Origin of the sequence: Thioalkalivibrio sulfidiphilus HL-EbGr7, from assembly GCF_000021985.1 — a bacterium.
GTDB lineage: Bacteria > Pseudomonadota > Gammaproteobacteria > Ectothiorhodospirales > Ectothiorhodospiraceae > Thioalkalivibrio_A > Thioalkalivibrio_A sulfidiphilus.
This window is the reverse complement of sequence record NC_011901.1, coordinates 2,552,501-2,570,094: the sequence shown is the minus strand read 5'-3', so window position 1 is coordinate 2,570,094 and position 17,594 is coordinate 2,552,501. Positions and strand designations below refer to the sequence as shown.

Annotated in this window: 23 protein-coding genes (1 of these 23 cut by a window edge); 14 read left to right on the top strand and 9 right to left on the bottom strand. The window is 66.7% G+C overall.

Annotation, left to right across the window (positions count from 1 at the left end):
- The first annotated feature begins 1 nt into the window (after position 1).
- From TGR7_RS12200 to TGR7_RS12185, 4 genes are all read left to right on the top strand, one after another.
- On the top strand, positions 2-640 hold the full coding sequence (locus tag TGR7_RS12200; protein WP_012638981.1) for a flavin prenyltransferase UbiX: 639 nt from the start codon (positions 2-4) through the stop codon (positions 638-640).
- Positions 640-1,212 carry an LON peptidase substrate-binding domain-containing protein gene (locus TGR7_RS12195; protein ID WP_012638980.1) on the top strand — a complete coding sequence of 191 codons (573 nt, stop codon included), beginning with the start codon at positions 640-642 and terminating at the stop codon, positions 1,210-1,212. Before TGR7_RS12200 ends, TGR7_RS12195 begins: the two co-directional genes overlap by 1 nt.
- A 112-nt stretch (positions 1,213-1,324) precedes the next feature.
- Entirely contained in the window at positions 1,325-1,696 is a 372-nt protein-coding gene (gene trxA / locus TGR7_RS12190) for a thioredoxin (protein WP_012638979.1), read from the top strand.
- Positions 1,697-1,932: 236 nt separating this feature from the next.
- Positions 1,933-2,847, top strand: coding sequence for an AEC family transporter (locus TGR7_RS12185; RefSeq protein WP_012638978.1), 915 nt, complete (start codon positions 1,933-1,935; stop codon positions 2,845-2,847).
- A gap of 68 nt (positions 2,848-2,915) precedes the next feature.
- Here TGR7_RS12185 and TGR7_RS12180 read toward each other — a convergent pair whose 3' ends face one another.
- Positions 2,916-3,701 (bottom strand): sulfite exporter TauE/SafE family protein, encoded by a 786-nt coding sequence (locus TGR7_RS12180; RefSeq protein WP_012638977.1) that lies wholly within the window; start codon positions 3,699-3,701, stop codon positions 2,916-2,918.
- 99 nt (positions 3,702-3,800) lie between these two features.
- Between TGR7_RS12180 and TGR7_RS12175 the strand changes: the two genes are divergently transcribed.
- Together TGR7_RS12175 and TGR7_RS12170 are read left to right on the top strand one after the other, a co-directional pair.
- Positions 3,801-4,184 carry a CrcB family protein gene (locus TGR7_RS12175; protein WP_012638976.1) on the top strand — a complete coding sequence of 128 codons (384 nt, stop codon included), beginning with the start codon at positions 3,801-3,803 and terminating at the stop codon, positions 4,182-4,184.
- A gap of 5 nt (positions 4,185-4,189) precedes the next feature.
- Positions 4,190-4,594 (top strand): fluoride efflux transporter FluC, encoded by a 405-nt coding sequence (locus tag TGR7_RS12170; protein ID WP_012638975.1) that lies wholly within the window; start codon positions 4,190-4,192, stop codon positions 4,592-4,594.
- Between the two features lie 75 nt (positions 4,595-4,669).
- Here TGR7_RS12170 and hemL read toward each other — a convergent pair whose 3' ends face one another.
- The 3 genes from hemL to thiD form a co-directional block, all read right to left on the bottom strand.
- Positions 4,670-5,956 (bottom strand): glutamate-1-semialdehyde 2,1-aminomutase, encoded by a 1,287-nt coding sequence (gene hemL, locus TGR7_RS12165; protein ID WP_012638974.1) that lies wholly within the window; start codon positions 5,954-5,956, stop codon positions 4,670-4,672.
- 111 nt (positions 5,957-6,067) lie between these two features.
- Positions 6,068-6,703 (bottom strand): thiamine phosphate synthase, encoded by a 636-nt coding sequence (gene thiE, locus TGR7_RS12160; RefSeq protein WP_012638973.1) that lies wholly within the window; start codon positions 6,701-6,703, stop codon positions 6,068-6,070.
- Positions 6,696-7,505, bottom strand: a complete 810-nt coding sequence (thiD, locus tag TGR7_RS12155) for a bifunctional hydroxymethylpyrimidine kinase/phosphomethylpyrimidine kinase (RefSeq protein ID WP_012638972.1) — start codon at positions 7,503-7,505, stop codon at positions 6,696-6,698. Before thiD ends, thiE begins: the two co-directional genes overlap by 8 nt.
- Before the next feature lie 92 nt (positions 7,506-7,597).
- Here thiD and TGR7_RS12150 point away from each other — a divergent pair, with 92 nt between their 5' ends.
- Both TGR7_RS12150 and TGR7_RS12145 read left to right on the top strand, forming a co-directional pair.
- Positions 7,598-7,762, top strand: coding sequence for a rubredoxin (locus tag TGR7_RS12150; protein ID WP_026289585.1), 165 nt, complete (start codon positions 7,598-7,600; stop codon positions 7,760-7,762).
- Positions 7,763-7,818: 56 nt separating this feature from the next.
- Positions 7,819-8,226 carry a hypothetical protein gene (locus tag TGR7_RS12145; RefSeq protein WP_049764734.1) on the top strand — a complete coding sequence of 136 codons (408 nt, stop codon included), beginning with the start codon at positions 7,819-7,821 and terminating at the stop codon, positions 8,224-8,226.
- A 70-nt stretch (positions 8,227-8,296) separates the two neighbouring features.
- Here TGR7_RS12145 and TGR7_RS12140 read toward each other — a convergent pair whose 3' ends face one another.
- Positions 8,297-8,956 carry a histidinol-phosphatase gene (locus tag TGR7_RS12140; RefSeq protein WP_012638969.1) on the bottom strand — a complete coding sequence of 220 codons (660 nt, stop codon included), beginning with the start codon at positions 8,954-8,956 and terminating at the stop codon, positions 8,297-8,299.
- Positions 8,957-9,093: 137 nt separating this feature from the next.
- Between TGR7_RS12140 and TGR7_RS12135 the strand changes: the two genes are divergently transcribed.
- Positions 9,094-9,615, top strand: a complete 522-nt coding sequence (locus TGR7_RS12135; RefSeq protein ID WP_012638968.1) for an RNA pyrophosphohydrolase — start codon at positions 9,094-9,096, stop codon at positions 9,613-9,615.
- A 78-nt stretch (positions 9,616-9,693) separates the two neighbouring features.
- Positions 9,694-11,964, top strand: coding sequence for a phosphoenolpyruvate--protein phosphotransferase (gene ptsP / locus TGR7_RS12130; protein ID WP_012638967.1), 2,271 nt, complete (start codon positions 9,694-9,696; stop codon positions 11,962-11,964).
- 113 nt (positions 11,965-12,077) lie between these two features.
- Here ptsP and hemJ read toward each other — a convergent pair whose 3' ends face one another.
- Together hemJ and TGR7_RS12120 are read right to left on the bottom strand one after the other, a co-directional pair.
- Positions 12,078-12,584 (bottom strand): protoporphyrinogen oxidase HemJ, encoded by a 507-nt coding sequence (gene hemJ, locus TGR7_RS12125; RefSeq protein WP_012638966.1) that lies wholly within the window; start codon positions 12,582-12,584, stop codon positions 12,078-12,080.
- Positions 12,581-13,084, bottom strand: coding sequence for a peroxiredoxin family protein (locus TGR7_RS12120; protein WP_012638965.1), 504 nt, complete (start codon positions 13,082-13,084; stop codon positions 12,581-12,583). Before TGR7_RS12120 ends, hemJ begins: the two co-directional genes overlap by 4 nt.
- A gap of 170 nt (positions 13,085-13,254) precedes the next feature.
- Here TGR7_RS12120 and argC point away from each other — a divergent pair, with 170 nt between their 5' ends.
- The 4 genes from argC to erpA all read left to right on the top strand — a co-directional run bounded on the left by argC (position 13,255) and on the right by erpA (position 15,915).
- Positions 13,255-14,286, top strand: a complete 1,032-nt coding sequence (gene argC / locus TGR7_RS12115; RefSeq protein ID WP_012638964.1) for an N-acetyl-gamma-glutamyl-phosphate reductase — start codon at positions 13,255-13,257, stop codon at positions 14,284-14,286.
- Positions 14,287-14,290: 4 nt separating this feature from the next.
- Complete coding sequence (locus tag TGR7_RS12110) at positions 14,291-15,019, top strand: DUF6776 family protein (RefSeq protein ID WP_012638963.1); 729 nt, start codon at positions 14,291-14,293, stop codon at positions 15,017-15,019.
- Positions 15,020-15,044: 25 nt separating this feature from the next.
- Entirely contained in the window at positions 15,045-15,482 is a 438-nt protein-coding gene (locus TGR7_RS12105) for a bactofilin family protein (protein WP_148211505.1), read from the top strand.
- A 70-nt stretch (positions 15,483-15,552) separates the two neighbouring features.
- Entirely contained in the window at positions 15,553-15,915 is a 363-nt protein-coding gene (gene erpA / locus TGR7_RS12100; RefSeq protein ID WP_012638961.1) for an iron-sulfur cluster insertion protein ErpA, read from the top strand.
- Between the two features lie 63 nt (positions 15,916-15,978).
- Here the strand turns inward: erpA and TGR7_RS12095 are convergent, their stop codons facing one another.
- Together TGR7_RS12095 and TGR7_RS12090 are read right to left on the bottom strand one after the other, a co-directional pair.
- Entirely contained in the window at positions 15,979-17,121 is a 1,143-nt protein-coding gene (locus tag TGR7_RS12095) for an anhydro-N-acetylmuramic acid kinase (RefSeq protein WP_012638960.1), read from the bottom strand.
- Positions 17,122-17,129: 8 nt separating this feature from the next.
- A protein-coding gene (locus TGR7_RS12090; protein WP_148211504.1) for a peptidoglycan DD-metalloendopeptidase family protein crosses the window boundary here: on the bottom strand, positions 17,130-17,594 show its 3' end. Its footprint extends 918 nt past the window's final position; 465 of the gene's 1,383 nt are visible here — the last part of the coding sequence; its start codon lies off the right edge, out of view; it ends in the stop codon at positions 17,130-17,132.

Below are 17,594 nucleotides of genomic sequence, written 5' to 3'. Positions count from 1 at the left end.
CGTGAGTCAGCCCAGCCCCCGTTCCGTCGCCCTCGCCATGACCGGCGCCTCCGGCGCCCAGTACGGTCTGCGCCTGTTGCAGTGCCTGGTGGAGGCGGACGTGCAGGTATCCCTGATGCTGTCGCGCCCCGCCCAGGTGGTGATCGGCATGGAAACGGACCTGTCCCTGCCCGGGCGCAGCCGGGAGATCGAGCGCTTCTTCACCGAGCGTTACCACGCCCGCGACGGTCAGATCCGCGTCTACGACCGGGAGCAGTGGACCGCCCCGGTGGCCAGCGGCTCCTCGCCGCCGGATGCCATGGTGATCTGTCCCTGCACCACCGCCACCCTGTCGGCGGTGGCCACCGGCGCGAGCCGCAGCCTGCTGGAGCGGGCCGCGGACGTGGTGCTCAAGGAGCGCCGCCCGCTGATCCTGGTGGTGCGCGAGACGCCGTTCTCCGAGGTGCACCTGGAGAACATGCTCAAGCTCGCGCGCATGGGCGTGACCATCATGCCCGCCAACCCCGCCTTCTATCATCACCCGCAAGGGGTGGACGACCTGGTGGACTTCATGGTCTCCCGGGTGCTGGATCACCTTCGCATCCCCAACGCGCTGATCCGTCGCTGGGGTACGGAGCCGGAGCCGGAGCCGGACGAGTGATGACCCTGCCGCTGTTCCCGCTGAACACCGTGCTGTTTCCCGGCGGGCGCCTGCCCCTGCGCATCTTCGAGACCCGCTACATCGACATGGTGCGCCGGTGTCTGCGTACCGACAGCGGCTTCGGCGTGTGCATGATCCGCGAGGGCGCCGAGGTGGGGCAGGCGGCCGAGGTCCAGCCTGTGGGCACCCTGGCGATGATCGCCGACTGGGAGGGACGTCCCGACGGGCTGCTGGGCATCACCGCCCGGGGCGAGCGGCGCTTTCGCATCCTGCGCACCTGGGTGCAGCCGGATCAGCTGCTCATGGGCGAGGTGGAACCCATGGATGAGCCCGCGGCCACGCCCCTGCCTGAGGAATTCCTGAGCCTGGCCACCCTGGCCGAGCGCATCCTCACGGAGCTGGGCGAACCCTACGCCAGCCTGCCCCGGGAGCCGGACAACGCGGTGTGGGTGGGCGCACGACTGGCGGAACTGCTGCCGGTGGATCACACGGTCAAGCAGCGCATGCTGGAGACCGATGATCCCCTGGCGCGCCTGTTCATGCTGCGCGACGCCATGCTCAACCATTTCTGAACCCTGCCCGCACCGGGGTTTTCGTTGACACCCCGGTACCCGCGGCTGGTAAGGTATAGGTTCGCTCGGACACGCGTCTGACCCGCCCCACCCCAATTTTTCGGAACCCATCATGGCCGTCATCGAACTCACCGAGGGGGACTTCGAGTCCACCATCACCGGCAACGACATCGTCATCCTGGACTTCTGGGCGCCCTGGTGTGCCCCCTGCCGAGCCTTCGCGCCCATCTTCGAGGCGGCTTCGGAGAACCATCCCGACGTGGTGTTCGCCAAGGTCAACACCGAGGAAGAGCAGGCCCTGGCCGCCCACTTCCAGATCCGTTCCATCCCCACCCTGATGATCTTCCGTGAGCAGGTGATCCTGTTCGCCCAGCCCGGCATGCTCTCCGCCGCCCAGCTGGAGGACGTGATCGGCAAGGTGCGCGAGCTGGACATGGCCCAGGTGCACGAGGAGATCCGCCAGCAGCAGGCCGAGCAGGGCTGAGGGTAATCCCCTCGCCGCGGTATCCCGGCTGTCGTATGATGTGCAAAGGCCCCGCCCATGCGGGGCCTTTTGCGTGGTGCGGGGCTGCGTGAGTGCACGCAGAGGACGCAGAGATCGCAAGGATTTTTCATCTTTCCGACTCCGCGACCTTTGCGTCTCTGCGCCCTCTGCGTTATCTCCACATGCTGATGCTGACACACCCGCCCGGCCTCCCAATGCAGCCCTGAGGACAAAGCATGTTTGCAGTCACCAGCCAGATGGCGGCACTGATCGTCTGCGGGGTCCTGTGGCGTCTGCTGCAGCCGGCCGGCCTGGACGCGGACACCACCCGCCGGGTGCTCACCAACGTGGTCTATCACCTGCTGCTGCCGGCCCTGGTGCTGCTGGTCATGTGGCGCGCGCCCCTGGGGCTGGATTCGGTGCGCATCGCGGTGGTGGCGGGCAGCTCCGTGCTGGTGGCCATGCTGGTCATCTGGGGCGGTTGCCGGGTCTGCGGCCAGTCCCGGGCCATCACCGGCGCCATGATCCTGGCCGCCGCGTTCCCCAACGCCGTCTACCTGGGCCTGCCGGTGCTGGAGAGCCTGTTCGGCGAGACCGGCCGTTCCATTGCCATCCAGTTCGACCTGTTCGCCTGTCTGCCCCTGCTGCTCACCGTGGGCGCCCTGGTGGCACGCCATTTCGGCGAACCCGGTGATGCCCTGCATCCCATCTCAAGCCTGATCCGGGTGCCGGCTATCTGGGCGGGACTCACCGGCATGGCCTTCAACCTCGGCGGCGTGCCCCTGATCCCCTGGCTGGACACCTGGCTCACCATGCTGGCCAACGGCGTGGCGCCGCTGATGCTGTTCTCCCTGGGCCTGGCCCTGTGCATCCGCAACTGGCGCATGAGCTACGTGGCGGTGCTGATCCCCGTGGTGGCGGTGCAGCTGTTCTTAATGCCCCTGTGGGCCTGGGGCCTGGCCAGCGGCATCGGCCTGGAAGGAGAACTGCTGGTGGGCACGGTGCTGGAGGCGGCCATGCCCAGCATGGTGCTGGGTCTGGTGTTCTGCGATCGCTACCGTCTGGACACCTCCGTGTACGCGGCTGCGGTGACGGTGACCACGGCACTGGCGCTGGTGACGCTTCCGCTGTGGTACGGCTGGGTCAGTTGAAGCGAATTCAAAATTCAAAATTCAAAATTCAAAGGGCGAGCGATCATCCTTTGAATTTTGAATTGTCCCTACACCAGCATCTTCACCCCCAACCCCATCAGCAGCAGCGCGAAAAGTCGGCGCACCAACGGCACCGGCAACCGGTGTGTGAGCCGGGCGCCTATGGGCGCGGTGAGGAAGCTGGCGATGGCGATGCCGGCCAGGGCGGGTCCGTGGATATACCCGGCGCTCCAGGCCGGCAGCCCTTGCGCCTGCCAGCCGTGAATCATGAAACCCGCGGCACCGGCGAGCGCGATGGGCAGCCCCACGGCCGAGGCGGTGCCGATGGCCTGGCGCACGGCCACGTTGAACCACACCAGGTAGGGCACCGTGAGGGTGCCGCCGCCGATCCCCAGCAGGGATGAAACCAGGCCGATCACACCGCCACCGGCGCTCAGGGTGGCCACGCCGGGCAGGGGGCGCTGGGGCGCAGGACGTGTGCCGATCAGCATGTACAGGGCCAGCGCAATCTCGAAGACGCCGAACACCCGGCGCAGCATGTCGGAGCTCAGGAACTCCGCCAGGGTCGCGCCGGCCAGGGCACCGAACACCACGCCGGGCGCCAGGCGCCAGACCAGGTCCCAGCGCACCGCGCCGTGGGCGTGGTGCGCCCGGGCCGAGGCGATGGCCGTGGGCACGATGGTGGCCAGCGAGGTGCCGATGGCAAGATGCGTGATCACGGCCGCATCCACCCCCTGGTGCACATAGAGCCACACCAGCACCGGCACGATCAGCAGGCCGCCGCCGATGCCCAGAAGGCCGGCCAGTACGCCGGCCACGGCGCCCAGAATCAGGTAGGCCAGCCAGGCTTCCATCAAGTGCCCCCATGGATCGAAAAAACCGGCATGATAGCCTTTGCACACATCAAGCGCAGAATGCCATGCCTCTGAATCGCACCGAACCCCGCGAGCCCGATGCCTGAGCCCGTGTCCATCCTCGGTGTGGCCCTGGGCAGTGCCCTGGGCGCCATGGCGCGTCATGGGCTGTCCCAGTGGGTGGCGCGGCATCTGGGGGAGGGTTTTCCCTGGGGCACATGGGTGGTGAACCTGAGCGGTGCCTTTGCCCTGGGCCTGCTCGCGGGTGTCATGCATGACGGCGGCGGCTGGCTGTCCGCCTGGCTGATCTACGGTTTCCTCGGCAGTTACACCACGGTCTCCACCTTCAGCCTGCAGACCCTGGCCCTGGCCCGGGACGGGCACCTGTTCCGGGCCGGCTCCAATGTCCTCGGGACGGCCATTGCCTGCACGCTGGCCGCCGGTCTGGGTGTGTGGCTCGGGGGTGGCCTGTGGACTGGATAGGTACTTTGAAGGCCTACCTGGCAGTGGGCCTGGGTGCGGCCCTGGGTGGGAGCCTGCGCTACGGTGTGGTGTGGTTTACGGTCACACAGCTGGGACTGGCGGGTGCCTGGGCCACGGCCTTCGTCAACATCACCGGTTCCCTGCTGATCGGTCTGTTCGCCGCCGTCAGCGCCGGGCCTAGGCTGCGCCTGCCCGGCGCCTTGCGTCTGGCCGTGGCCACCGGCTTCCTGGGGGGCTACACCACCTTCTCCATGTTGAGCCTCGAGACCTGGAAGCTGTTCGACGCCGGCGCTTTCCTGCTGGCCGGGCTGAACCTGTTCGGTTCCCTGGGCCTGGCGCTGCTGGCGGTGTGGGCGGGAGACCGGTTGGGCGCCCTCTACCACAACACCTCCGACGCTGGAGCGCGATGAGACAGCCAGGGCTCGAAGCGTTTTGAGCCTTTGCGGTCCTCCGCGTCTTCGCGCCTCTGCGTCGCGGTTGCCCTGTCAGTTGCCTGACACTTCCCGCAGTGACCGCGCCGCCGCCTCGATGGTCTCGGCTAGGTCCGCCTCGCTGTGGGCGCTGGAGACGAAGCCCGCCTCGTAGGCGGAGGGCGCCAGGTAGACGCCGCGCTCCAGCATCTCGTGGAAGAACAGCCGGAAGCGGTCCAGGTCGCACTGGGTGGCCTGGTAGAAATTGGTCACCGGCTGCTCGCTGAAGAACAGGCCGAACATGCCGCCCACCTGGTTGGCGGTCATGGGGATGCCCGCCTCGCCGGCCGCGGTCAGCACGCCGTCCACCATCACCCGGGTCTTGCGGGTGAGTTCGTCGTAGAAGCCGGGCCGGGAGATGATCTCCAGGGTCTTGAGGCCCGCCGCCATGGCCACCGGGTTGCCGGACAGGGTGCCCGCCTGGTACACGGGGCCGAGCGGTGCCAGCTGCTCCATCACCTCGCGGCGTCCGCCGAAGGCACCCACGGGCATCCCGCCACCGATGATCTTGCCCAGGGTGGTGAGGTCGGGCTTCACCCCGTAGTGGGCCTGGGCGCCGCCCAGGGCGACGCGGAAACCGGTCATCACCTCGTCGAAGATCAGCAACGCGCCGTACTCGTCGCAGAGTTCACGCAGGCCTTCCAGGAAACCGGGCACCGGGGGGATGCAGTTCATGTTGCCCGCCACCGGCTCGACGATGATGCAGGCCACCTGGCCGCCCACGTGGGCGAGGGTCTCGCGCACCTCGTCCAGATCGTTGTAGGTGAGTGTCAGGGTGTGCTCGGCGAGCGCCGCCGGCACGCCCGGGGAGCTGGGCACGCCCAGGGTCAGGGCGCCGGAGCCGGCCTTCACCAGCAGGGAGTCGCCGTGGCCGTGGTAGCAGCCCTCGAACTTGATGATCTTGTCCCGTCCGGTGAAGCCGCGGGCCAGGCGGATGGCGCTCATGGTGGCCTCGGTGCCGGAGCTGACCATGCGCACCATGTCCATGGAGGGCACCAGTTCGCACACCCGCTCCGCCATGCGGATCTCGATCTCCGTGGGCGCGCCGAAGGACAGTCCGCCCCGGGCCGCCTCGCGCACCGCCTCCACCACCTCCGGGTGGGCATGACCGGCGATCATGGGGCCCCAGGAACCCACATAGTCGATGTAGCGCTTGCCGTCGGCGTCATACATGTACGCACCCTCGGCGCGCTGGATGAACACCGGGTCGCCGCCCACGCCCTTGAAGGCGCGCACGGGGGAGTTCACGCCGCCGGGGATGTGGCGTTGGGCGGCTTTGAAGAGGTCGTGGGATCGGGTCATTGGGGGAGGCTTCTGTGATGGGTTTGGAATCGGTTAACAGAGACAAGATACAAGAGACAAGAGACAAGTGAAAACCAAAGGGCGGAGTCCGCTTTTTCTTGCCTCTTGTCTCTAGACCTCGAACATCGCCGCAAGCCGCCTGGCTTCTGCTTCAGGGTCGGGTCGAGCAAAGACACCACTGACGACCGCTACCATGTCCGCGCCGGCTGCGATCACCGCTGCTGCATTGTCCGCCTCGATACCGCCGATGGCGCACACGGGAATGGACAGGGTCTCGCGGGCCTCGGTGAAGAGAGGCAGCGGTGCGCGCACGGCGCCGGGTTTGGTGGGGGAGGGGTAGACGGCGCCGAAGGCCACGTAGTCGGCCCCCGCGGCCTGGGCGCTCAGGGCCAGGTCCAGGCGTTCGTGGCAGGTGATGCCGATGATGGCCTCCCGGCCGAGCATCGCTCGGGCCTCGGCCAGGGGCATGTCCTGCTGGCCCAGGTGAACACCGTGGGCGCCCACCCGCAGGGCCAGCGCAACATCGTCGTTGACGATGAACAGGGCGCCGTGCCGTTCGCAGAGTGCCCGCAAGGCCCGCGCCGCCTGCTCGCGGCGCGGCAGGTCGGCGGACTTGTCCCGGTACTGCAGGAGCCGGGCGCCGCCGCGCAGCACCGCCTCCGCCCGGGCGCGCAGATCCTCGATGTCCGTGGGGATATCGGGGGTGACGGCGTAGAGGCCCCTCAGGCGCTCCCCTGTCTCAGTCATGTTCCTCGTCGGGGCTAGCCCAGAACAGGCGGTTGGGCAGGCGCTGGCCCATGCCGATGCGATAGCCGTGGTTAAGCGCCTGCCAGGTGAATTCCTGGGCCTCGTGGGCCGCCGAGAGCGGTTCGGTGCCCTGGGCCAGCAGGCCGGCGATGGCCGAGGCCAGGGTGCAGCCGGAACCGTGGTAGCTGCCCTCCAACCGGGGCCAGGTGAAGGTCTCCAGTTTGCGCCGGTTGCCGTACAGGGTGTTGTGCACCTCGGGCGTGTTCTCGTGGCTGCCGGTGATCAGCACGAACTCGGCGCCATGGTCCAGCAGGGCCATGGCGCAGGCATCCAGGTTGTCGGACTCCGGGGCCAGGCGCCGGGCCTCCAGGCTGTTGGGGGTGAGCACGGTGGTCAGCGGCAGCAGCAGGCTGCGCAGACCGTCCACCACCTCCTCGTTGGCCAGTTCCCCGCCGCCGCCGGCGCTGATCACCGGGTCCAGCACCACCGGGATGTCCGGGTAGTCCATGAGGATGGTGTGGATGGCCTGCACCGCCTCGATGGAACCCACCATGCCGATCTTGGCGGCGGCCACGGGCATGTCCTCGAGCACCGCCCGGGCCTGCTGGATGATCAGCTCCGCGTCGATGGGGGCGAAGCCCTGCACCGAGGTGGTGTCCTGGACCGTCAGGGCGGTGACCACCGGCGCGGCATGGCAGCCCATGCTGATGATGGCCTCGATGTCCGCCTGGATGCCCGCGCCACCGGTGGGGTCATTGCCCGCGAAGGTCATCACCACCGGGACCGCCTTGGGTTCGTTCATGGTAAGCTCCCGATCCGTATTTCCAACCGAGTGTATCACCGGCTGGCAGCATCGCACTGCGGGCCGATTCAACAGATCAAAGGGGGCATGTGGTGAAGACCTATCAGTGTGTGATCTGCGGATTCATCTACGACGAGAGCAAGGGTCTGCCCGACGAAGGTATCCCCCCGGGAACCCGCTGGGATGATGTCCCCGCCGACTGGACCTGCCCGGAATGCGGCGCCGGCAAGGACGATTTCGAGATGGTGGAACTGTGAGCGAAACGGACCAGGAAAAAGACCGGGAAACCCCCGAGGATCTCGTCCTCTGGCTGATGCGCGAGGCCCGCGCCGGCAACCTGCCCAAGGGGCCGGAGCTGGACGCGGCGCTCACCGCCCTGGACGAGGAGATGACCCGGCTGGCCGGCACCCTCAAGGTGGAGCACCTGGGCCCCGGCGTGGGCATGGCCGACATGAAGGCCGAGCACGTCTACCGCCTGGTGGTACGCCATCATGTCTGGGACACCACCACCGCCGGCTGGGGCCTGAAGATCTGCGACGGTCTGGATAACAACGACCTGCGCCCCATGTGGCCGGTGCAGGGCGTGGGTCGTCTGCGCCGCCAGCAGCTGGTGGCGGCGCTGCCGGAATTCTTCCGCGGCTATGCCGCCGCCGTGGCCGCCGCAGGCAAGGCCGATACGCCCGCCGGCCGACGCGTGAAGGAGCTGGCGGGACTGCTTTGAAGTGGGAAGGGGGAATTGGGAAGTGGGCATTTACTTCTCACTTCTCACTTCTCACTTCTCACTTCTCACTTCAGACGTATCTCAGTGAGATCATCGGCCAGCCCTTTTCCTGGGCATGGTCGGTGAGCTTCACATCCCCATCCACCACCACCGGGTGATCCACCCGCTCCAGCAGCGGGATGTCGTTGTGGGAGTCGCTGTAGAACCAGCTGCCCGCCAGGGTCTCGCCGTGTTCCTTGAGCCAGGTCTCCAGGCGCAGCACCTTGCCCTCCTGGAAACAGGGCACACCCGCCAGTTCTCCCGTGTACCGACCGTCCCGCAATTCCGGTTCCGTGGCCAGCAGGTGGGGCACCCCCAGGCGTTCGGCGATGGGGGCAGTGATGAAGCGGTTGGTGGCGGTGATGATCATGAGGGTATCGCCGTCGTCCCGGTGTCTGGCCAGCAGTGCCTCCGCGGCGGGCAGCACCAGGGGTTCGACGCGCTCGGCCAGAAAGCGACTGCGCCAGCCTTCCAGGGTGGCCAGGTCGTGGCTGGCCAGGGGGCGGAAGGCGAAGCGGCAGAACTCCCGGATATCCAGCGTGCCGGCCTTGTACTGTTCGTAGAACGCCCGATTGGCGGCCTCGTAGGTCTCGGCATCCACCACCCCCAGTTCCACCAGGAAGCGGCCCCATTCGTAGTCGCTGTCCCCTGAGAGCAGGGTATTGTCCAGATCGAAGATGGCCAATGTCACCGGGATTCTCCCTTGGGCTGTGCGATGGACCGGGCATTGTATCGGATATGCTTTTTACTGTGATGTCCGGGGTTTGCCCGAAATCCTGGGTTGTGGAACAATGCAGGACAGACGCGGCACACGAGCGGTTTCATTAAGTGATTGATTGTGATGGATATAGACCGAACGTAGGCATCATCCTGAGCAATCAGGAAAGACGCCTTTTCTGGGCGAAACGCATCGGCCAGCAGGCCTGGCAGTTTCCCCAGGGCGGTATCCGTCGCGACGAGTCCCCCCTGGACGCCATGTACCGGGAACTGGCCGAGGAGACCGGCCTTGGTCCCGAGCACGTGGAGGTCATCGGCAAGACCCGGGACTGGCTGCGTTACCGCCTGCCCAAGCACCTGATCCGGCGCCATTCCAACCCCGTGTGCATCGGCCAGAAACAGATCTGGTTCATGCTGCGCCTTGTGGGGGACGAGACCTGCGTGCGCCTGGACAGCGTGCAGCCGGCGGAATTCGACTCCTGGCGCTGGGTGGATTACTGGCGGCCCATGCGCGAGGTGGTATTCTTCAAGCGCCATGTCTACCGCCGGGCCCTGCGTGAACTGGCACCGCTGCTGTTCCCCGAGGGCATGCCCGGCCAGCAACGCCAGCCCCGCACCCGGAGCGGCGCTTGAGTCCCATCGCGCCCCGGCGCCGGCGATTCCGTCGGCGCTACCCCGCGTCACCGCCCCTGGATCAGGACTGAATCCCCCATGCTGGACATTCTCAGACGCATCGTTCAGGAAGTCAGTACCGCCGAGGACCTGCACCAGGCCCTGGACATCATCGTGCACCGGGTCAAGCAGGCCCTGGGGATCGATGTTTGCTCCGTTTACCTGATGGCGCCGGATCGCCAGCACCTGATGCTCATGGCCACCGAGGGCCTCAACCCGGATTCCGTGGGCCACGTGCGCCTGGCCCTGGGCGAGGGCCTGGTGGGCCTGGTGGCCGAGCGGGCCGAGCCGGTGAACCTGGACAACGCCACCGACCACCCTCTGTTCCGTTATTTCCCCGAGACCGGCGAGGAGCGCTACCACGCCTTCCTGGGTGTGCCCATCGTCCATCACCGCCGCATGCTGGGCGTGCTGGTGGCACAGCAGCACGAGCGTCGGCGCTTCGACGACGAACACGTTGCCCTGCTGATCACCCTGGCGGCGCAGCTGGCCGGGGCCATCAGCCACGCGGAACTGATCGGTGAAGTGGGACCCCGGCGCGGTACCCCGCGCCAGGCCAACCTGCAGATCATGGGTATCCCGGGCGCCTCCGGCGTGGCCATCGGCACCGCCGTGGTGGCCTATGCTGCGGCGGCCCTGGACTCGGTGCCGGATCGCGAGCCGGTGGTCTCGGTGGAGGAGGAGATTCACGCCTTCAGGGAAGCGGTGCAGCGGGTGCGCGAGGAGATGGAGTCCATCAAGCTGCGCATGAACGGTGTGCTTTCCTCAGAAGAACTGCTGCTATTCGACGCCTACGTGATGATGCTCGGCAGTGACAGTCTGGTGCTGCGCACCATCGAACGCATCGAGGCGGGCAGCTGGGCCCAGGCGGCCCTGCGCGACACGATCCGCGAGAGCACCCGCGCCTTCGATGACATGGACGACCCGTACCTGCGGGAGCGGGCCACGGACCTGCGCGACATCGGGCGGCGCATCCTCACCCACCTGCAGTCCGGCCAGCGCAAGACCGAGGACTTCCCCGAGCGCACCATTCTGATCGGCGAGGATCTGACCGCCACCCAGCTGGCCGAGGTCCCCGTGGAGCGCCTGGCGGGCCTGGTCTCGGCCCGGGGTACGGGTTCCTCCCACGTGGCCATCCTGGCCCGGGCCATGGGCATCCCCGCGGTGATGGGCGTCTCCGACCTGCCGGTGGGGCGCATGGACGGCATGGAGGTGGTCATCGACGGCTACCGGGGCCAGATCTTCCTCCAGCCCAGTCGAGAGCTGCGCGAGGAATTCCAGCGCCTGGTGGACGAGGAGCGGGAGCTGGCCGAGGGGCTGCGCAACCTGGCCCTGGAACCGGCCACCACCCAGGACGGCGTGGTCATCCCGGTGTACGCCAACAGCGGCCTGCTGGCGGACATCAACCCCTCCAAGCAGTCGGGTGCCGACGGCATCGGCCTGTACCGCACCGAAGTGCCGTTCATGATCCGCGACCGGTTCCCGGGTGAAGAGGAGCAGGTAGAGATCTACCGCCAGATCCTGTCCTCCTTCGATCCCCGGCCAGTGACCCTGCGCACCCTGGACGTTGGCGGCGACAAGGCGCTGCCCTATTTCCCGGTGCACGAGGACAACCCTTTCCTGGGCTGGCGCGGCATCCGCATTACCCTGGACCACCCGGAGATCTTTCTCACCCAGCTGCGTGCCATGCTGCGTGCCAGCCAGGGTCTGAGCAACCTGCAGATCCTGTTCCCCATGATCAGCTCCCTGGATGAGCTGAAGGGCGCCCTGCGCCTGCTGCAGCGGGCCCGGGACGAACTGCTCGACGAGCACTACGTCATCCCCATGCCCAAGGTGGGCGTGATGGTGGAGGTGCCCTCGGCGGTGTACCTGGCCGAGGCCCTGGCGCGGCGGGTGGACTTCCTGTCCGTGGGCAGCAACGACCTGGTGCAGTACCTGCTGGCGGTGGACCGCAACAACGCCCGGGTGGCGGATCTCTACAACGCCTTGCACCCGGCGGTGCTGCGCGCCCTCAAGCAGGTGAGCGAGGGTGCCAAGAAGGCGGGCAAGCCGGTGAGCATCTGCGGCGAGATGGCCGCCGACCCCGCCGCCGCGATCCTGCTGATCGGTATGGGCATCGACTCCCTGAGCGTCAACGTCGCCTCACTGGCCCGGGTGAAATGGGTGATCCGCAGCTTCTCCCAGGCCCGCGCCCGAGAACTGCTCAATCAGTGCATGGAGATGGAAGAGCCAGCGGCCATCCGCGCCCTGCTCAACAACGCCCTGATGCAGGTGGGCCTGGGTGGCCTGGTGCGGGCGGGGAAGACCTGATTTTAATTGCGAAGTGTGAATTGGGAAGTGCGCGCGAAAGTGGGAAGTGAGAATTTGGAAGTTGGAAGTAAAAGCCTTTCACTTCGCACTTCCCAATTCATCCTTCTCACTTCCTAACGGGCCTTCATGCGCTGCATCAGCGCGAACGCGACGAAGATGCCCAACACCACCCCCATGGCAATCAGACCTGGCATCACCTGGCGGCTGATCACCAGCACCACGATGCCCACCAGCATGAATACCGGGATCTCGTTGAACCAGCGGTACCACTGGTGGGAATGGCGGTTGGCATCCTCCCGGAACTGCTGCACCAGCACGCCGCACCAGATGTGGTAGCCGATCAGCAGCACCACCAGCAGCAGCTTGAAGTGCATCCAGCCGGCGGCGTAGGCCTGGGGGTGCATGGCGATCATCCAGATGCCGAAGGCGGCGGTGATCACCGCGCCGGGGGTCATGATGCCCCAGAACAGCTTGCGCTCCATGATCTTGAAGCGCTCATTGCCCGCCTCGTCACGGGTCTCGGCGTGGTAGACGAACAGCCGCGGCAGATAGAACAGGCCTGCGAACCAGGTCACCATGAAGATCACGTGCAGGGACTTGGCCCACAGGTAGGCGCTCATCCCAGCCAGCGCTCCAGGTTGCGCTCAACCAGCGACCAGTCGATGTCGCCCAGCTTCTGGTAGACGATGCGGCCCTGGGGGGAGATCAGGAACGAGGTGGGGGTGAGGCGGATCTGGCCGAAGGCCAGGGCGGCGGCATCGTTGGTGTCGTGGGCGATGGTGTAGGGGATCTCGCGGGCGCGCACCATCTCTTCCACGTGGTCGCGCCGGTCATAGGACATGGCGATGCCGATGACCTTCAGGCCCTGGGCCTGATAGCGTTCGTGCAATTCCGCCAGGTGCGGGATTTCGCGTACGCAACTCGGGCAGTTGGTGGCCCAGAAGGTCAGCAGCACCGGCTGACCACGCAGGCCTTCCATGGACAGGGTCCGTCCGTCCAGGGTCTGGAAGCTCACTTCGGGGGCCGGGCGCAGGCCCTCCTCGGGGGCAAGCCACAGGGCCAGGCCGCCGCCGATCAGGATGGCCACGATGGCGAGGGTGATCAGATCACGTCGTTTCATGGGTCTGCTCGTCTGCCGTTTGGGTCGAAGAAGGCGCAGTGTACCCGTTGGAGTACCAGCCGTTAAGGAAGTTCGCTGCCAAAACCGTGGTCGGATGTGCGTTTTTCCCCTGAGGGTAATGGGAGTATGATCGCCAGCCTGACATATTCAGACACTGGCAGGAGGGCATCGTGATCAGGGCAGGTATCGTAGGGGCAACCGGGTACACGGGTGTGGAGCTGCTGCGTCTGCTGCTGGCCCATCCCGGGGCCGAACCGGCGGTGGTGACCTCCCGGGGCAATGCCGGGGAGCGCCTCGATGCCATGTTCCCCAACCTGCGCGGGCACACGGACCTGGCCTTCACCGAGCCCGATCCGGGCCTCCTGGCCGAATGCGACGTGGTGTTCTTCGCCACCCCCCACGGCGTGGCCCATGCCATGGCCGGTGAACTGCTCTCCCGGGGCACCCGGGTGATCGACCTGTCCGCCGATTTTCGCATCCGGGACGCCGCGCTCTGGTCCCGCTGGTACGGTCAGCCCCATGGTGCCCCGGAGCTGCTTGACCAGGCGGTCTACGGCCTGCCCGAGATCAACCGGAAACGTATCCCTGATGCCCGCCTGATCGCCGTGCCCGGCTGTTACCCCACGGCGGTGAGCCTGGGCTTCATCCCCTTGCTGGAAGCCGGGCTGGTGGACACCGCGCACCTGGTGGCCGATGCCAAGTCCGGGGTCAGCGGCGCGGGTCGCAAGGCCCAGGTGGGCATGCTGCTGTGCGAGGCCAGCGAGAACTTCAAGGCCTACGGCGTGGCGGGTCACCGTCACCTGCCGGAGATCCTGCAGACCCTGGGCGACGTGGCCGGTCAGACGCCGGGGCTGACCTTCGTGCCCCACCTGCTGCCCATGATCCGCGGCATCGAGGCCAGCCTCTACGCGGTGCTGAAAGATATGGACACCGACCTTCAGGCCCTCTACGAACAGCGCTACGCCGCGGAACCGTTCGTGGACGTGATGCCCCCGGGCAGTCACCCCGAGACCCGCAGCGTGCGCGGCACCAACCGCTGCCGCATCGCCGTGCACCGTCCCCAGGGGGGCGACACCGCGGTGGTCCTGTCGGTGATCGACAACCTGGTCAAGGGGGCCTCGGGCCAGGCGGTGCAGAACATGAACCTGATGTTCGGCCTGCCCGAGACCGCGGGCCTGGACGGCATCGCGGTCCTGCCCTGAGCGCGTGAAGTCACTGGGTACACAAGGCGGCTACCGGGTCCGGTATCACCATCCGGTGCGTCGTGCCCTGATCTGGGGCGGCCTGGCCGTGGCCCTGATTCTGGCCGGTTGGGGCCTGTTTGAGGCGGGCCAGAATCTGGGTGGTGAACGTCACAGCGATGCCCGTGGCGAGATACGCGAACTGCAACGGCGCGTGGCGAGCCTGGAGCGTACCAACCGGGAACTGGTACAGCGCAATGCCCGGCTGGAACGGGGGCAGATCATCGAAAAGGCCGCCGCCGAGCGACTGCGCGAAAACCTGGCCGACATGCAGACCCGCCTGCAGTCCATGGACGAGGAACTGACTTTCTACCGCAACATCGTTTCGCCGGAAAATCTGGAATCGGGTTTGCATATTCACAGCTTCGTCCTTGAGCCCGTGGGGGCCAGTGGCGAGTATGTCTTCAGGGCGGTATTGACCCAGATCCGGGGCACCGCCAACGTGGAAGGTACCCTGGAACTGGCCGTGCGCGGCCAACGGGGTGGGGCGAAGGTGGATGTGCCCGCCGACGCCCTGGGCGAGGGCAGCCGACCCTTCTCCTTCCGTTACTTTCAGAACATCGAGGGACGCGTCCTTCTCCCGGAGGGCGTGAGGCCCGAACAGATCAAGGTCACGCTCACACCGGCGGGCAACCGTCCCCGGGTGGTGGAGCAGGAATACGGCTGGCATGCCAGCCTCAGGACAGGTAACTGAGCCGATGTGGGGAAATCGCAAAAAGATGAGTTCCGCCCAGGTGGACACCCTGGTGGGGCGCAACACCGTCGTGGAGGGCAACATGCGCTTCTCCGGGGGCCTGCACGTGGAGGGCACCATCCGCGGCAATCTCTACGCCGATGACGGCGAGCGTCCCTCCATCCTGATCCTCAACGAAGGCGGTCGGATCGAGGGGGAGGTCAATGTCCCCCGGGTGGTGATCAACGGTACCGTGGAAGGCGATGTGCATGCCAGCGAGCGGGTGGAACTGGCACCCAAGGCGAGGATCAGCGGCAGCGTGTATTACAATCTGATCGAGATGGCCATGGGCGCCGAGGTGAACGGCAACCTGATCCGCCGGTCCAACGACAAGCCCCGACTCGAATACCTCAAACCCGAGGAGGGTTCCGCAGCGACGGCGGGCAACGCCCCCACGGGCGGGGCAGGCAAGGCGAATTCTTGACCGGGATGGTCAACAAATGCTAGCGTAGCCCCAACCCATCGGACAGAACTCACGTTCGGAGAGATTTATCATGAGCGCTACTGAAACCGTCAATGAATCCATGCCCAGCCCGCTGATCTTCACCGATTCGGCGGCCTCCAAGGTCAAGAGCCTGATCGAGGAAGAGAACAACAACGCCCTGAAGCTGCGGGTGTTCGTCAGTGGCGGCGGCTGCTCCGGCTTCCAGTACGGCTTCACCTTCGACGAGAACGTCAACGACGGTGATACCGTGGTGGAAAAGGGCGGCGTCACCCTGCTGATCGATCCCATGAGCTTCCAGTACCTGATGGGTGCCGAGATCGACTACACGGAAGGCCTGGAAGGCGCCCAGTTTGTGATCCGCAATCCCAACGCGACCACCACCTGCGGCTGCGGCTCTTCCTTCTCGGTGTAGGAAGGCGCAGAGACAAGTTACGAGATCCAAGAGACAAGGGGGGGCGAAAGCCCCCCTTTTCTTTTACTTGTCTCTTGGATCTTGTCTCTTGTCTCTGCCCGGAAAGATGCCACCCAGGATTACGTCCTCACGGGCGCCAGTGACTTCCCTTATATTCCCAGGCCGCCCCTGCAGGGCTTCCCTCGCCAGCCAGGCGAAGGCCATCGCCTCCACCCAATCCGGGTCGACACCCATTGCGGCGGTGTCCGTGACCTGCCGTCCCGGCATCAGTGCCGCCAGGCGCTCCATGAGCAGGCCGTTGTGGGCCCCTCCGCCACAGACCAGGGCGCGCACGCTGTCCGCGGCAAAGGCATCCACGGCCCGGGCGATGCTGCGGGCGGTGAACTCCAGCAGGGTGCGCTGGATGTCCTCGGGCCTGGCGGTCAGGTCGCTCAGGTGTGCCTCCAGCCATGCGGGGCTGAAATGCTCGGGACCGGTGCTCTTGGGGGCGGGCAGGGCCAGGTAGGGGTCCGCCAGCAGGCGCTGCAGGAGATCATCGAGGATCAATCCCTGCCGTGCCCAGGCGCCATCCGAATCGTAGGGCAGGTTCCGGTGCCGGCGTATCCAGCCGTCCATCAGGGTATTCCCGGGCCCGGTGTCGAAGCCGATGACCGGTGCCATCCCCTGGGCGGGCAGGCGGGTGATGTTGGCGATGCCGCCGATGTTGATCACCACCCGGGACTCGTGCGCCGCACCGAACACGGCGCGGTGAAAGGCCGGTACCAGCGGTGCGCCCTGGCCACCCGCAGCCATGTCACGCTGGCGGAAATCCGCCACGGTGGTGATGCCGGTACGCTGGGCGATGCGGTGGGGGTTGCCGATCTGCAGGGTAAAGGGCGGGTTGGCCTCGGGGCGGTGGCGCACCGTCTGGCCATGACTGCCGATGGCGACAACCGCGTCTGTGCTGACGCCGGCCGCCTCGATCACCGCCAGTGCGGCCTCGGCGAACAATTCACCGGTGAGTACGTCCGCTTCCCCCAGTTCATCCAGGCCGGCACCTGCCGCGGGATCCGCGAGGCGCTTGAGGCGGGCGTGCAGATCAGGGGGTATCGGGTAGGCCAGGGCGGCCAGGCAGCGCAGCGGGCCTTGCTCGGGCAGGTCCACCAGCACCGCATCCACGGCGTCCATGCTGGTTCCGGAGATGAGGCCCGCGTAGAGGGCGCTCATCTTTGGGTTCACCGGGAAGATCCGGCCAGGGTCAGGCTGTTGAGCATCTCGATCTGTGCCAGCAGGGGAGCGGTCTTGGCCTTGAAGTCGCTCATGTACCTATCAGGCAGGGGCTCTGCGTCGGGCAGGCGCACGGTCAGCGGGTCGCGGTGCACGCCGTTGACCAGGAATTCGTAGTGCAGGTGGGGCCCGGTGGCCATGCCCGTGCTGCCCACGTAACCGATCACCTGGCCCTGGCGCACCCGCTCACCGACAGCGGTATTGCGGGCGAAGCCGTTCATGTGGGCATACAGGGTCTGGTATTGCTGACCATGCTGAATGACGATGGTCTTGCCGTAGCCGCCCCGGCTGCCCCGGTAGGCGATCCGACCGTCACCGGAGGCGCGGATCGGCGTACCAGTGGGGGCGGCGTAGTCCACGCCCCGGTGCTGGCGCATGGTGTGCAGGATGGGATGACGCCGGCTGCCGAAGCG